Genomic DNA, 14,542 nt, shown 5'->3' with positions numbered 1-14,542 from the left:
ACCCCCGGGATATTTGGGGCGAATCGAAAGACAGGAGCGGCGCTCTGCGCGATACGCGTCGGCCGTGTCGCGCAGCCGCGTTTTCAGCTGCAAGCGCTGGCGGGCGTTTCTGTCCGGGTTGATGACGCCGACGCGATCAGCCCGCTCGAAGATGTCGCCCGAAAACGCGGAGCGTTCTCAGCCGGCAATGACCTCGATCCCGATGCGACGCTTGCGCAGCTCTGCGTAAAGGGCGGGCAGAACGCGCAACTCTCGCGCGGCATGAGCGATGGCCTCGTCGACCTCGGCCTCTGGCACGCGGCCGGTGACGCGCCAGACCATCCGCCGGGCTACGCCGTCGTCATAGACGATCTCGACATCGCCATGACGCAGCCTTTTGCCGATGAAGTCGAATCCCTGGTCCACACTGCGCATCACGCTCCGCATGTCGCCCTCTGCCTCGAAGATTTTTGTTTTTCTGAGGCAGAGAGTGAACTCCATGCGCAAACCGGTCAACCCGGAGAGCGATCACGAAACGCGGCGTCTCAGCCGTATGAACATCGCCATCGCAAGCATCAGCACCGCGGCCGCGACCAGATAGGCGATCCCGGCCGAGCGGACCGGGGCGCGCTCGGACAGGAAAAAGCCGAAGATCTGCGTGAAGAACAGCGTGCCCGCGAGCATCGCGAGATTCATCAGCGCCGAAATCCCGCCCTGCAGCGCGCCCTGAGCGTCCTCGGGCACGGCTTTCGACATCAGCGTCGACAGCATCGGATGCACGAACCCGTCGGGGGCGTGCAGCACCAGCAGCACCGCCACCACCCAGACCTGCCCCGCAAGCCCATAACCCGCGCAGCACGCCACGCTGACCCCAAGCCCGAACAACGCCAGACGCACCTCGCCGAAGCGCGCGACGGCCGGGCCGATCGCGGTGCTTTGCAACAGCGCCATCACCAGCCCGAACGCGGCGAGCGAGGCACCGATCATCGCCTCGGACCAGCCGAATTGCGCGATGCCCCAGAACGACCAGATCGCCGGATAGACAGAGGAACCGAAGAAATACACGAAGAGCACCCCCGCAAGGCCCAGCACCCCGGGATAGCGGCCGAACACCGCGAGCGCACCGAGGGGATTGGCCTCGCGCCAGCGAAAGCGGCGGCGGCGCTCGGGCGGCAGGGTTTCGGGAAGCACGACGAGGCCGAAAACGAAATTGGCAAGCGCCAGCCCCGCCGCCACCCAGAACGGAACCCGCGGCCCGAACGCGCCGAGCAGCCCCCCGAGCGCCGGCCCCAGAACGAAGCCGAGACCGAACGCCGCCCCCATCAGACCGAAGGCACGGGCGCGTTTCTCGGGCGCGGTGATATCGGCGATGCAGGCGTTGGCGATGACGAAGGACGACCCGCAGGCCCCGGCGAGGATGCGCCCCACCACCAGCCAGCCGAGCGTGGGCGCGAGCGCGTGCAGGATGTAATCGACCCCGATCCCGCCGACGGCCAGCAACAACAACGGACGGCGCCCGATCCGGTCCGACAGCGCGCCCACCGCCGGCGCGCACAGCAGCTGTGCCAGGCTGAAGGCCGCGAACAGCCCGCCCCCGACCGAGGCCGCCCCGTCGAGCGACACATGGCCGACCTCCTCGATCAGCCGCGGCAGGACCGGCAGGATCAGGCCGACGCCCGAGATATCGATGAAGACCACAATCAGCGCGAAGGCGAGAGTGCGCCGCGCGGCCGCGGGGGAAAGCGGGGACATGAGACCTCGGTCGGATAACGGGATATCAGCGGGGCAGAAGACGCTCGGCCAGCGCCGGAAGCGCATCGTAACGGTCGAGAAGAGCCTCGGGTGCGAGGCGAGCGATGCGCCCGCCCTCGGGACCGAAGGTGACGAGAACGCTGGCGACACCGGCATTGCGCGCGGTCTCGCGGTCGGTCTGGGTGTCGCCCACGAGGAAGGAGCGCGCCATCTCGCCGCCGGCCTGCGCCACCGAGGCGCGATAGGGAGCGGGATTGGGCTTGCGCACCGGCAGCGTGTCGGCGCCGATCAGCGCGTCGAACAGCTCCGCGATGCCGAGGTGACCGACCAGCTCGCGCGCCAGGGCCTCGGGCTTGTTGGTGCAGATCGCCGTGCGGAACCCCGTGCCACGCAGCGTTTCCACCGCCTCGGCCGCGCCCGGATAGAGCCGGGTGTGCGAGGCGAGATCGGCCGCGTAATGATCGAGAAGACGGGTGTAATCATCCTCGGCAAGCTGTTCGGCGCCCACCACATCGGCGCGTCCGTAACCGAGGCGCAGCATCGCCCGCCCGCCCTGGAACGCCACCAGCGCATCCGCCACCGGATCGAGCCGGTCGCCGAGCCCGCGGGCACGGAAACACGCATTCGCCGCCGCGATCAGATCGGCCGAGGTATCGGCGAGCGTCCCGTCGAGATCGAAAACCACCGTGCGCATTGGGGCCCTCCCGGCATGGGCGGCCGGCGGGACGCGCGAAAATGCGGGCGTCGGCCGAAATACCCAGAAAGATTGTGTGATCGGCCAAGACTTGCGGCCGGATGAGGCATCGGTAAAACGTGTGAGAGCAGAAGAAAAGGCATAGATATGGGCATCGCACTGATCGTGCTGGCGGCAGGCCAGGGAACGCGCATGAATTCCGACCTGCCGAAGGTGCTGCACCGGCTGGGCGCGGCGCCTCTCGTGGCACATGCGCTGGCCGCAGGCCGGGCGCTGGAACCCGAGCGCGTGGTCGTCGTCGCGGGCCATGGTGCCGCGCAGGTCGAGAAGGCGGTGAAGGCCTTCGATCCCGAGGCAGAGATCGCGATTCAGGCCGAGCAGCTCGGCACCGGACATGCGGTGGCGCAGGCGATGCCGCTTTTGGATGGCTTCGAGGGCAAGGTGATCGTGCTTTACGGCGACACCCCGTTCATCCGCCCCGAGACGCTGGAGGCGCTGGCGGCAAGTGCGGCCGAAGTGACCGTTCTGGGCTTCGAAGCGGCTGACCCCGGCCGGTACGGGCGGCTGATCGTCGGCACCGACGGCTTCGAAAAGATCGTCGAATTCAAGGATGCGACGGATGAGGAACGTCTTATAACCCTTTGCAATTCCGGCGTTGTTGCCGCGACGGCAGAAACGCTTCGCGCGCTTCTGCCCGGGCTTGGCAATGACAATGCGGCGGGGGAATATTACCTGACCGATATCGTCGCGGCGGCACGCTCGAAGGGCCTTTCCGCCGAGGTGGTGACCTGCCCGGAAGAGGAAACCCTCGGCATCAACACCCGCGCCGAACTCGCCCGCGCCGAGGCGCTGTTCCAGACCCGGATGCGCGCCGAGGCGCAGGACAACGGCGTCACCATGACCGACCCCTCGACGGTGTATTTCGCCCTCGACACCTGGATCGGGCGCGATGTGACGCTCGGGCCGAACATCGTCTTCGGCCCCGGTGTGACCATCGAATCCGGCGCGGCGATCGAGGCGTTCTGCCATCTCGAAGGCTGCCATATCTCGGCCGGGGCGACGGTCGGCCCCTTCGCGCGGCTGCGTCCGGGGGCGGAGCTCGCCGAGGACGTGCATGTCGGCAATTTCGTCGAGGTGAAAAACTCGACCCTCGCCGAGGGGGTGAAGGTCGGCCATCTGACCTATCTGGGCGATGCCGATGTGGGCGAGCACACCAACATCGGCGCGGGCACGGTGACCTGCAATTACGACGGTTTCTTCAAGCATCGCACGGTGATCGGCGCGAACGCCTTCATCGGCTCGGACACCATGCTGGTGGCGCCGGTGACGGTGGGCGACGGGGCGCTGACGGCTTCGGGTTCGGCGATCACCGAGGATGTGCCGGCGGGCGCCATGGCCTTCGGCCGGGCGCGGCAGGCGGTGAAACCGGGGCTTGCGACGAAACTCTTCGAGGTGCTGCGCGCCAAGAAGGCATCCATGAAGAAAGGTGCGTAAATGTGTGGTATCATTGGAATTCTCGGAAAGCATGAAGTCGCGCCGCTGCTGGTCGAAAGCCTGAAACGGCTGGAATACCGCGGCTATGACTCGGCCGGGATCGCGACGGTGAACCATGGCCATCTGGAGCGCCGGCGCGCTGTCGGCAAGCTCGCCAATCTGTCGGACCTCCTAGTGCACGAGCCGCTTCCGGGCAAGTCGGGGATCGGTCATACCCGTTGGGCGACGCATGGCGCGGCGACGGTGACGAACGCCCACCCGCACATGTCGGGCCCGGTCGCGGTCGTCCACAACGGCATCATCGAAAATTACCGCGCCCTGCGCGAAGAGCTGGCGGCCGCGGGTCTGACTCCCGAGACCCAGACCGACACCGAGACCGTCGCCCTGCTGACGCGGATGTTCATGGACCGCGGCGAGGATGCGCGCACCGCCACCGTCTCCACCCTGAAGAAGCTCGAAGGCGCCTTCGCGCTCTTGTGGATCTTCGAGGGCGAGGACGATCTGATGATCGCCGCGCGCAAGGGTTCGCCCCTCGCCATCGGGCACGGCGAGGGCGAGATGTTCGTCGGCTCCGACGCCATCGCGCTCGCGCCCTTCACCGACCGGATCACCTATCTCGACGAGGGCGATTATGCCTTCGTCACCCGCGCCGGCGTCGAGATCTTCGACCAGGCCGGGCGGCGCGCGAACCGGGCCGAGGCGCGCATCGACCTTGGCGCGACGCGGGTCGAAAAGGGGGGCTTCAAGCATTTCATGGCCAAGGAAATCGCCGAACAGCCGGTGGTTCTGGCCGATGCGCTGACCCATTACCTGCCGGAAGGCACGATCAACCTGCCGGAAACGCTGGATTTCCGCGGGCTGGACCGGCTGACTCTGGTGGCCTGCGGGACGGCGTTCTATGCCTGCTCGGTCGCGAAATACTGGTTCGAGAGCCTCGCCGGCCTGCCCTGCGAAATCGACGTAGCGTCCGAGTTCCGCTACCGCGAGCCGCCGCTGCCGCACAACAGTTTCGCGATCTTCGTCAGCCAGTCGGGCGAGACCGCCGACACGCTGGCGGCCTTGCGCTACTGCACGGACAAGGTGGCGAAGATCGTCTCGGTGGTGAATGTGGCGACCTCTTCCATCGCGCGCGAAAGCGACGTGGCGCTGCCGATCCTCGCCGGGATCGAGGTCGGCGTGGCCTCGACCAAGGCGTTCACCTGCCAGCTTCTGACGCTCGCGGTGATGGCGCTGAAGGCCGGGCGCGACCGCGGTCATCTGTCGGACGAGGATTTCGCGGCCCATGTCGCGGCGCTGAAGACGCTGCCGGGGCTGATGAATGCGGCACTCTCGGGCGCGCCGCGCATCGCCAAGCTCGCCGAGCAGATCGCCGAGGCGCAGGACATCCTGTTCCTGGGCCGCGGGGTGATGTATCCTCTGGCTCTGGAAGGCGCGCTTAAACTCAAGGAAATCAGCTACATCCATGCCGAAGGTTATGCTTCCGGAGAGCTGAAGCACGGCCCCATCGCGCTGATCGACCGCACCGTTCCGGTGATCGTTCTGGCGCCCCATGACCGGCTGTTCGACAAGACCGTCTCGAACATGCAGGAGGTGATGGCGCGCCACGGCAAGGTGCTGCTGATCTCGGACGCGCGCGGTATCGCGGCGGCCGGCGAAGGTGCCTGGGAAAGCCTGACCATGCCCGAGGTGGCCGAGCCTTTCGCGCCGATCCTCTACGCGCTGCCAGCCCAGCTTCTGGCCTATCACACGGCCATCGCCAAGGGCACCGATGTCGACCAGCCGCGAAATCTGGCGAAGTCCGTGACCGTGGAGTGATCCCGGAAAGCCGATCGGACCGAATCGGCCCATCGGTGGGCATTGCCGCCGTGTGCCCTGTTCGCGATATGAAAGCAAAGAAAAACCCGGCCAGCGCAGGACGCGGGCCGGGGCACTGATTACCGAACCAAGACCCGGCACCACCGGACCATGAGCATTGCTTACCACATTCCGATTACGGAATGGTATACTGCTTCACGAAATCACGTCAGGTGCGGTGCGTCCGGTGGCGCGGGCGATCCCGACGATCTTTTCGACCGCGGCGATCACCGGCTTCAGCGCCTCCTGCGCATCGCGTTCGAGCCCTTCGGGACCGGCCACGTATTTTTCCAGGTAGACGCGCAGCGTCGCCCCCTCGGTGCCGGTGCCCGACAGCCGCAGCACGATGCGCGAACCGCCCTCGAACAGGATGCGGAAGCCCTGATGGTTCGATACCGAACCATCGACCGGATCGTGATAAGAGAACTCGTCAGCCCCCGCGACGGTCATGCCCTCGACGCTGAGCCCCTTCAGCGTGTCGAGGCGCCCTGCCAGATCCGCCAGCAGCGCATTCGCCACATCCTTCGGCAGCGCCTCGTAATCGTGGCGGGAATAGTAGTTGCGGCCGAACTTGCGGAAATGCCCCGAGACGATTTCGGCCACGGTCTCGCCGCGCACGGCCAGGATGTTGAGCCACATCAGGATCGCCCACAGGCCGTCCTTCTCGCGCACGTGATCCGAGCCGGTGCCGAAGCTCTCCTCGCCACAAAGCGAGCATTTGCCCGCGTCGAGCAGGTTGCCGAAGAACTTCCAGCCCGTCGGGGTCTCATAATGCGGAATGCCGAGCGACTGCGCCACCCGGTCGGCCGCCATCGAGGTCGGCATCGAGCGCGCGACGCCCTTCAGCCCGTCCCTGAAGCTGCGCACCAGCGTCGCATTCGCCGCGATCACCGCGAGGCTGTCCGAGGGCGAGACATAAACCCCCGCGCCGAGGATCATGTTGCGGTCGCCGTCACCGTCCGAGGCCGCGCCGAAATCGGGGGCATTCGGCCCCATCATCTCGGCCATCAGCTCCTTCGCCCAGGTCGGGTTCGGATCGGGGTGCATCCCGCCGAAATCCGGCAGCGGCTCGGCATGGACCACGGTGCCCGGTGCCGCGCCCAGGCGGCGTTCGAGGATTTCGACCGCATAGGGGCCGGTCGCGGCGTGCATCGAATCCATCCGCATCCGGAAGCCCTTGGCGAACATCGCCCGGATCGCGTCGAAATCGAAGATCGTCTCCATCAGATCGGCGTAATCGGCGACCGGATCGACGACCTCGACCGCCATCCCGCCGAGATCCGAGGTGCCGAGAGTCTCCAGATCGACATCGGCGACATCGAGGATGTTGTAGCTGTCGAGGGTCTTCGTGCGCTCGTAGATCGCTTCGGTGATGCTTTCGGGGGCCGGGCCGCCGTTCGACATGTTGAACTTCACGCCGAAGTCGCCGTTCGGGCCGCCCGGATTGTGGCTTGCCGACAGGATCAGCCCGCCGTCGGTCTTGCGCTTGCGGATCATGTGCGACACCGCCGGGGTCGACAGCAGCGCGCCCTGCCCGACGATCACCCGCGCCGCGCCATTCGCCGCCGCCATCTTCAGGATGGTCTGCGCGGCCGCAGCACCGAAGAAGCGCCCGTCGCCCCCCAGCACCAGCGTCTTGCCCGCCGCACCGCCGATGGCGTCAAAGGTCGCCTGGATGAAATTTTCCAGAAATTTCGGCTGCATGAAGACCTGCGTCTTCTTGCGCAGCCCCGAAGTGCCGGGTTTCTGGCCGTCAAACGGTTGGGTCTGATGAATCGTCATGATCTCTCCTGAGTGGCCCCCGCGGCTGCGACCGTGGGGCGCGCGAACAGTTGAACGGATTGCGCCGAGACGCAAGAGCTGTCGCCCTCGCAGGCGGTTTCCTGCGCGTCCGGATGGGCGGTATCGAGCAGGAGCCGCCACGCCCCCGCGGGCAGCTGCACGGTCTTCCCGGGGCCGGCGTTCAGCACCACGAACACCGCCTCGCGTGCGGCCTCGCCATCCGGGCCCTCGGCGGCACCGCGGATCTCCAGTCCGATGCAGTCGAGCGAGGGATCGGTCCAGTCCTGCAGGCTCGGTTCGGTCCCCGAGGGCAACCGCCAGATCAGATCGCGCACCCCGTCCTGACGGCGCACCCGCGCGTGCAGAAAGCGGCGCTGGCGCAGCACCGGATGCGCCTTGCGCAGCGCCACCAGCCGCGCGACGAACCGCATCAGCCCGAGGTCGGCCTCGCGCCAGTCGGTCCAGCCAATCTCGTTATCCTGGGCATAGGCGTTGTTGTTGCCCTTCTGGCTGTTGCCGATCTCGTCGCCGGCGAGGATCATCGGCACGCCTTGCGAGATCAGCAACGTCGCCAGCATCGCACGCTTGCGCGCCGCGCGCTCTTCTTCGGTCGGCAGCGCCTCGGAATAGTTGGCGGAATGGCCGTCGCGGTTGTTCTCGCCATTCGCCGCGTTGTTCTTCTCGGCATATGAGACGAGATCGTGCAGCGTGAACCCGTCATGCGCGGTGATGAAATTGAGCGAGGCGGACGCCGAGCGTCCCGCCCGGTCGAAAATCTCGGCCGAGCCCGCGATACGGCGCGCAAGCTCCGCCGTCATGCCCGGTTCGCGCTTCCAGAACCGGCGCACCCCGTCGCGGTAGCGGTCGTTCCATTCCGAAAACGGCCAGGGAAACCCGCCGAGCTGATAGCCCCCGGGACCGACGTCCCAGGGCTCGGCGAACAGCTTGACCGAAGCCAGCGCCGGATCCTGCCGCAACGCCGACAGGAACGCCGCATCCGGCCCGAACCGGCCGGCGCTGTCGCGCCCGAGCGTCGCCGCCAGATCGAAGCGGAACCCGTCGACGCCCAGGTCGCACACCCAGTGGCGCAGGCAATCCGTCGCCATGCGCAGCACCATCGGATGCGACAGGTCGATCGTGTTGCCGGTGCCGGTATCGTCGATACAGCTGCGCCCCGGCCCGCTGAGGCGATAGTAACTCGCGTTGTCGATGCCGCGCAGCGACAGGCTCGGGCCGGCGTCGTCGCCCTCGCCCGTGTGGTTCAGCACGATATCGACGAGCACCTCGATGCCCGCGGCATGAAGCCCCGCGACCATGGTGCGGAACGCCTCGGGCCCGCCATAGCGCGGATCGGGCGCGAAGAAACCGACCGGCTGATAGCCCCAGTAGTTGGTCAGCCCCTTTTCCAGCAGGAACTGGTCGTCGATGAAGGCGGCGCAGGGCAGCAGTTCCAGCGCGGTGACACCGAGCGCGCGCAGATGCGCGATCACCGGTTCCGAGGCCAGCGCCTCGAACCGGCCGCGCAGCGCCTCGGGCACCTCGGGGTGCAGCATGGTCAACCCGCGCGGATGCGCCTCGTAGACCACGGTTTCAGAAAGCGGCACCTGCGGGCGCGCCCAGTCGATGCGACGGTCGGCGCAGACGATGGCCTTGGGCATCACCTCGGCGCTGTCGCGCACATCCGGGATCGGCCCGGTGCCGCCCTGCATCAGCACGTGCCAGCGGATCGGCGCATCGAGAGCGCGCGCGTAAGGGTCGATCAGCAGCTTCGCCGGATTGAAGCGCTGCCCCTGCGCGGGCGCCCAGGGCCCGTGAACCCGGTAGCCGTAGCGCGCCCCTTCCCCGATGCCCGGCACGAAACCGTGCCAGATATCGCCCGAGCGTTCCGGCAGCGTCAGCACCGTCTCGCCGGCCTCGGTGAACAGGCACAGATCGACCCGCTCGGCGCCCGCAGAGAACAGCGCGAAATTGGTCCCGCCGTCGCGCGGGATCGCACCGAGACGGGTGCTCTCTCCGGTCGAAATCACGCGATCAGGCCCTCGTAGAGCGCGGCATAGGCCACCGCCGAGCGCTCCCATCCCCAGTCCATGCGCATCCCCCGCCGCACCATCGCCTTCCAGCGCGGCGCATCGGCATGGAGCGCGACCAGCCGGCGCAGCGCCTGAGTGAGGCCGAGCCCGTCTACCGGCGAGAACACGACCCCCGTCTCCGCACCAAGCGCCTGAGTGGCCGGGCTCGCCCCCACAACGGTATCGGCAAGCCCGCCCACCGCCGAGACAACCGGCACGCAGCCATAACGCAGCCCGTAAAGCTGGGTGAGTCCGCAGGGCTCGAACCGCGAGGGCACCAGAACGGCATCGCCGCCGGCGAACATGCGATGGCTCAGCCCCTCGTCATAGCCGATCCGCACCGCGACCCGGCCGGGATAGCGCAGGGCGAGATCGCGCATCGCCGCCTCGGCCCAGCTGTCGCCCGAGCCCAGCACCGCAAGCGCGCCGCCCGCCGCGACGAAGCTCTCCACCGCCTGCGGCAGCAGATCGATACCCTTTTGCGGCGTCATCCGCGTCACCATCACCAGAAGCGGGCCGGAGACCTCCGCATTCAGCCCGAACTCGGCCAGCAGCGCCTTGCGGTTCTTCGCCTTGCCCTGCGGCTTTGCGGCGGAATAGGGGTGCACCTCGGGGTCGGTCTCCGGGTCCCAGACCTGTCCGTCGACACCGTTCAGAATGCCGCTCACCACACCCGCGCGGGCCTGAATCACCCCTTCGAGGCCCAGCCCGAACTCGCCACGCATCAGCTCTTCGGCATAGCGCGGGCTGACCGTGGTGATCGCGTCGGCCGCCATCAGCCCCGCTTTCAGCGTCGAGACATCGCCCCAGAATTCATACCCCTCGCGGTGGAACCATTCGGGCGGCAACCGCATCGGCCCGGCCTTCTGCGGCCCGAACCGGCCCTGAAACGCCATGTTATGAATGGTCATCACCGTCGGCACCCCGGTGTTCCAGTAGCGCAGGAACGCCGGCGCAAGCCCCGCCTGCCAGTCATGGGCATGAACCACCTCGGGCTTCCAGCCCTCGATCCCGTCGCGCGCGACGATGGCGGCCGCCCAGCTCAGCGCGGCGAAACGCTCGGCGTTGTCCCAGTAATCGCCCTGCGCGCCCGAATAGGGCCCGCCTGCCCGATCGTAAAGATGCGGCGCATCGAGGGCCAGAACCTCCATCCCCCCGACCGAGCCCAGACAGAGCCGGGCGGAACCGCCGAAGAAATTCTCCGCCGCCCAGACGACATCGGTCGCCCCCACCCGGTCGAGCACGCCGCGATAGGCCGGCATCATCACCCGCATGTGCCAGCCCTGCCCGGCCAGCGCCGCCGGCAGCGCCCCCACCACATCGGCAAGCCCCCCCGTCTTCACCAGCGGAACCGCCTCCGACGCGACCGACAGCACTCTCTTCATCCGGGTTTCCCTTCGATTCGCCGCAAATATCCTCGGGGGTCCGGGGGCAGACAGCCCCCGGCGGTCTCACTCCAGAGCCGCCGCCCGGCGATCCAGCATCGCCTGGGTGATCAGCACCACACCGCCCTCGGTGCGGCGGAACCAGCGCGCATCCTCTTCCGGGTCCTCGCCCACGACCAGCCCGTCGGGGATCTGCACCCGGCCGTCGATCACCACCTTTTCAAGCCGCACATGCCGGCCGATGTCGACATGCGGCAGCGCCACCACCTGATAAAGGCTCGACCAGCTGTGCGCCCGGCAGCCGGTGAACAGCAGCGAATTGCGCACCTCCGCGCCCGAAACGATACAATCGCCCGACACCAGCGAGCTGACCGCCGAGCCGCGCCGGCCGTCCTCGTCATGGATGAACTTCGCCGGCGGCACGAGCTCTGCATAGGTCCAGATCGGCCATTCGTTGTCGTAGAGATCGAGCTTCGGAGTGAAATCGGTCAGGTCGATATTGGCCTGCCAGAACGCGTCGATGGTGCCGACGTCGCGCCAGTAGGGTTCGGTCTCCAGCCCCGTCTTGACGCAGCTCTCGCTGAAGCGATGCGCCATCGCCTTGCCGTTGCGCACGATATCCGGGATCAGGTCCGAGCCGAAATCGTGGCTGGAGTTCGGGTCCTCGGAATCGCGGATCAGCAGCTCGCGCAGGAATTCCCAGTCGAAGACATAGATCCCCATCGACACCAGCGAGGTGTTCGGATCGCCCGGCAGCGCCGGCGGGCTGGCGGGCTTTTCAAGGAATTCGGTGATCCGGTCGGCCTTGTCGACCTTCATGCAGCCGAAAGCCGAGGCCTCGGCCCGCGGCACGGTCAGACAGCCGATGGTGACATCGGCCCCGGTCTCGACATGCTGGCGCAGCATGACCTCGTAATCCATCTTGTAGACGTGATCGCCGGCCAGAACCACGACATAGCGAACGTTGTAATCCTCGATGATGTCGATGTTCTGCGCCACGGCATCGGCGGTGCCCATATACCACTTGGTCTCGTCGACGCGCTGACTGGCGGGCAGGATGTCGAGGTATTCGTTGCGCTCGGCGCGGAAGAAGTTCCAGCCACGCTGCATGTGCCGGATCAGGCTGTGCGCCTTGTATTGCGTCGCCACCGCCATCTTGCGGATACCCGAGTTCAGCGCGTTCGACAGCGCAAAGTCGATGATCCGGGTCTTGCCGCCGAAATAGACCGCGGGTTTCGCGCGCCGGTCCGTCAACTCCTTCAGCCGCGAGCCGCGCCCGCCGGCCAGAATGAACGCCATGGCCTGAGACGACAGGCGCTGGTTCGGATTGTATTGCATACTCCCCCCCTCACTCCGCCCGGTCGGGCGCGAACATCACCACCGAAAGCGGTGGCAAATACACTTCGGCGCCGAACGGGCGACGCTGCGCAGGCAGCTCGTCGGCCTGGATCGTTCCCAGGTTGCCCCAGTTCGCCCCGCCATAATAATCGCTGTCGGTATTCAGAATTTCACGCCAATGCCCGCCTTCGGGCAAGCCGATACGTTGCGTCCGTTCGATGGGCGTCAGGTTCGCGGCGATCACCACCGGATCGGCCCCCGGCGCACGGCGCTCGTAGACGTAGACCGAGGCATCGGCATCGTCCGGCTCGATCCAGGAGAATCCCGCAGGCTCGCAATCGCCCCAGTGCAGCGCCTTCATCTCGCGGTAGAGCACGTTCAGATCGCGCACCAGATTGCGCACCCCCTCGTGCATCGGCGCATCGAGCAGCGCCCAGTCGAGTTCGTCATCGTGGTTCCACTCCGACCACTGGGCGAATTCCTGGCCCATGAACAGCAGCTTCTTGCCCGGATGCGTCCACATCAGCGCATAGAAGGCGCGCAGGTTGGCGAATTTGTCGAGCGTTCCGCCCGGCATCTTCCCGATCATCGAGCCCTTGCCGTGCACCACCTCGTCATGGCTGATCGGCAGGAAGAAGTTCTCGCTGTAAGTGTAGGAACTGGCGAAGGTAATCTCATTGTGGTGCCAGCGGCGGTGGACCGGATCGCGGTTGAAGTAGCGCAGCCAGTCGTTCATCCAGCCCATGTTCCACTTGTAGCCGAAGCCGAGCCCGCCCTTGTCGGTCGGCCGCGTCACGCCCGGATAGGTCGTGCTTTCCTCGGCCACCGTCATGATGCCGGGTTTCTCGCCGTAGGCCAGACGGTTGACCGCCTGCAGGAAGGCGATGGCCTCCAGATTTTCGCGCCCGCCATGGACATTGGGCACCCATTCGCCCTGTTTTCGCGAATAGTCGCGGTAGAGCATCGAGGCCACCGCATCCACCCGCAGACCGTCGAGGTGATACTGATCGAGCCAGAACAGCGCGTTCGCCTCGAGGTAATTCGCCACCTCGCGCCGGCCGAAGTTGTAGATCAGCGTGTTCCAGTCCTGCTGATAGCCTTCCTTCGGGTCGGCATGTTCGTAAAGCGCGGTGCCGTCGAAACGCTTCAGCCCGTGGTCGTCGGTCGGGAAATGCCCCGGCACCCAGTCGAGGATCACGCCGATGCCGCGCCGGTGCGCCGCGTCGACCATCGCGGCGAATTCCTCGGGCCGGCCGAGGCGGATGGTCGGCGCATACATGCCGATCGGCTGATAGCCCCAGCTGCCGTCGAACGGGTGTTCGGTAAGCGGCAGGAACTCGATATGGGTGAACCCCATCTCGGCCACGTAGTCGATGAGCTGCCGGCCGAGTTCGAAATAGCTGAGCGAGCGGTTGCCTTCCTCCGCGACACGGCGCCACGATCCCGCGTGCACCTCATAGACCGAAATCGGCGCATGGATCTCGTTGAGCGCCTTGCGATCCTTGATCCAGGCGCCGTCGCCCCAGGGATGCAGCCCGAGTTCGCGCACCAGCGAGGCCTTGGCCGGCGGGTGTTCCGCCCCGAAACCGACCGGATCGGCCTTCAGCGGGCAGATCTCGCCATTCGCGCCGAGGATCTCATATTGATAGGCTTCGCCGGCCTGCAGACCGGGGACGAAGATCTCCCACACCCCGGTCACGCCGCGCCGCCGCATCTGATGGCGCCGCCCGTCGTGGTTGTTGAAGCCGCCGACCACCGACACCCGCAGCGCCGAAGGCGCCCAGACCGCGAAATGCACGCCCCGGATGCCTTCATGCGTGATCACATGGGCACCCAGAACCTCCCAAAGGCGGCGGTGCGTGCCCTCTCCGATCAGATATTCGTCGATCGCGCCCAGCACCGGGCCGAAGCGGTAGGGATCGTCGAAATCCCAGGTCACCTGCGGGTTCGACGCCCTCAGACGGTAGTTTCCGCCGTCCCAGGCGCCACAGAACACACCCGGGCAGACCGGAAACAGTTCTACCTCGGTGCGGCCTGCCACGGCCCAGACCCGCTCGGCATCGGGGATCAGCGCGGTCACCCAGCCGTCATGCAGCCCCAGAACGGAAAATGGATCGGAATGGCGCCCCCGCGCCACGGCTTCTGCGGTGCTTCTGTCTGTCGCCGGCATCATCCCCCCGTCGTCTCGGGTTTCC

General features: G+C 66.8%; 10 protein-coding genes. 2 read left to right on the top strand and 8 right to left on the bottom strand.

The features are described from left to right. Positions 1 to 177: 177 nt before the first annotated feature. The 3 genes from CG50_RS07285 to CG50_RS07275 all read right to left on the bottom strand — a co-directional run bounded on the left by CG50_RS07285 (position 178) and on the right by CG50_RS07275 (position 2,425). Complete coding sequence (locus CG50_RS07285) at positions 178 to 414, bottom strand: hypothetical protein (RefSeq protein ID WP_161785389.1); 237 nt, start codon at positions 412 to 414, stop codon at positions 178 to 180. 93 nt (positions 415 to 507) lie between these two features. Then, on the bottom strand, positions 508 to 1,731 hold the full coding sequence (locus CG50_RS07280; protein WP_036636556.1) for a tetracycline resistance MFS efflux pump: 1,224 nt from the start codon (positions 1,729 to 1,731) through the stop codon (positions 508 to 510). A gap of 25 nt (positions 1,732 to 1,756) precedes the next feature. Next, positions 1,757 to 2,425 carry an HAD-IA family hydrolase gene (locus CG50_RS07275; protein WP_036636554.1) on the bottom strand — a complete coding sequence of 223 codons (669 nt, stop codon included), beginning with the start codon at positions 2,423 to 2,425 and terminating at the stop codon, positions 1,757 to 1,759. 147 nt (positions 2,426 to 2,572) lie between these two features. On the opposite strand from CG50_RS07275, the gene glmU reads away from it, so the two are divergent. Continuing rightward, entirely contained in the window at positions 2,573 to 3,919 is a 1,347-nt protein-coding gene (gene glmU / locus CG50_RS07270; RefSeq protein ID WP_152559459.1) for a bifunctional UDP-N-acetylglucosamine diphosphorylase/glucosamine-1-phosphate N-acetyltransferase GlmU, read from the top strand. After that, positions 3,920 to 5,734: a glutamine--fructose-6-phosphate transaminase (isomerizing) gene (gene glmS, locus CG50_RS07265; RefSeq protein WP_036636552.1), complete on the top strand. Its 1,815-nt coding sequence runs from the start codon at positions 3,920 to 3,922 to the stop codon at positions 5,732 to 5,734. It begins immediately after the preceding gene. Between the two features lie 195 nt (positions 5,735 to 5,929). On the opposite strand, the gene CG50_RS07260 is transcribed toward glmS, so the two are convergent. The 5 genes from CG50_RS07260 to glgB all read right to left on the bottom strand — a co-directional run bounded on the left by CG50_RS07260 (position 5,930) and on the right by glgB (position 14,517). After that, positions 5,930 to 7,555: an alpha-D-glucose phosphate-specific phosphoglucomutase gene (locus tag CG50_RS07260; RefSeq protein ID WP_036636551.1), complete on the bottom strand. Its 1,626-nt coding sequence runs from the start codon at positions 7,553 to 7,555 to the stop codon at positions 5,930 to 5,932. Beyond that, complete coding sequence (gene glgX / locus CG50_RS07255; protein ID WP_081880328.1) at positions 7,552 to 9,633, bottom strand: glycogen debranching protein GlgX; 2,082 nt, start codon at positions 9,631 to 9,633, stop codon at positions 7,552 to 7,554. The genes CG50_RS07260 and glgX overlap by 4 nt, the downstream gene beginning before the upstream one ends. Beyond that, positions 9,579 to 11,009: a glycogen synthase GlgA gene (gene glgA, locus CG50_RS07250; RefSeq protein ID WP_036636538.1), complete on the bottom strand. Its 1,431-nt coding sequence runs from the start codon at positions 11,007 to 11,009 to the stop codon at positions 9,579 to 9,581. Before glgA ends, glgX begins: the two co-directional genes overlap by 55 nt. A gap of 66 nt (positions 11,010 to 11,075) precedes the next feature. Beyond that, positions 11,076 to 12,347: a glucose-1-phosphate adenylyltransferase gene (glgC, locus tag CG50_RS07245; RefSeq protein ID WP_036636537.1), complete on the bottom strand. Its 1,272-nt coding sequence runs from the start codon at positions 12,345 to 12,347 to the stop codon at positions 11,076 to 11,078. Between the two features lie 10 nt (positions 12,348 to 12,357). Next, complete coding sequence (glgB, locus tag CG50_RS07240; protein ID WP_036636706.1) at positions 12,358 to 14,517, bottom strand: 1,4-alpha-glucan branching protein GlgB; 2,160 nt, start codon at positions 14,515 to 14,517, stop codon at positions 12,358 to 12,360. Positions 14,518 to 14,542 lie beyond the last annotated feature (25 nt).

This window comes from Paenirhodobacter enshiensis (assembly GCF_000740785.1).
GTDB classification, from domain to species: Bacteria; Pseudomonadota; Alphaproteobacteria; order Rhodobacterales; family Rhodobacteraceae; genus Rhodobacter; species Rhodobacter enshiensis.
Note: the sequence above shows the minus strand (reverse complement) of the source record. Positions and strands in the feature narration are given on the sequence as shown.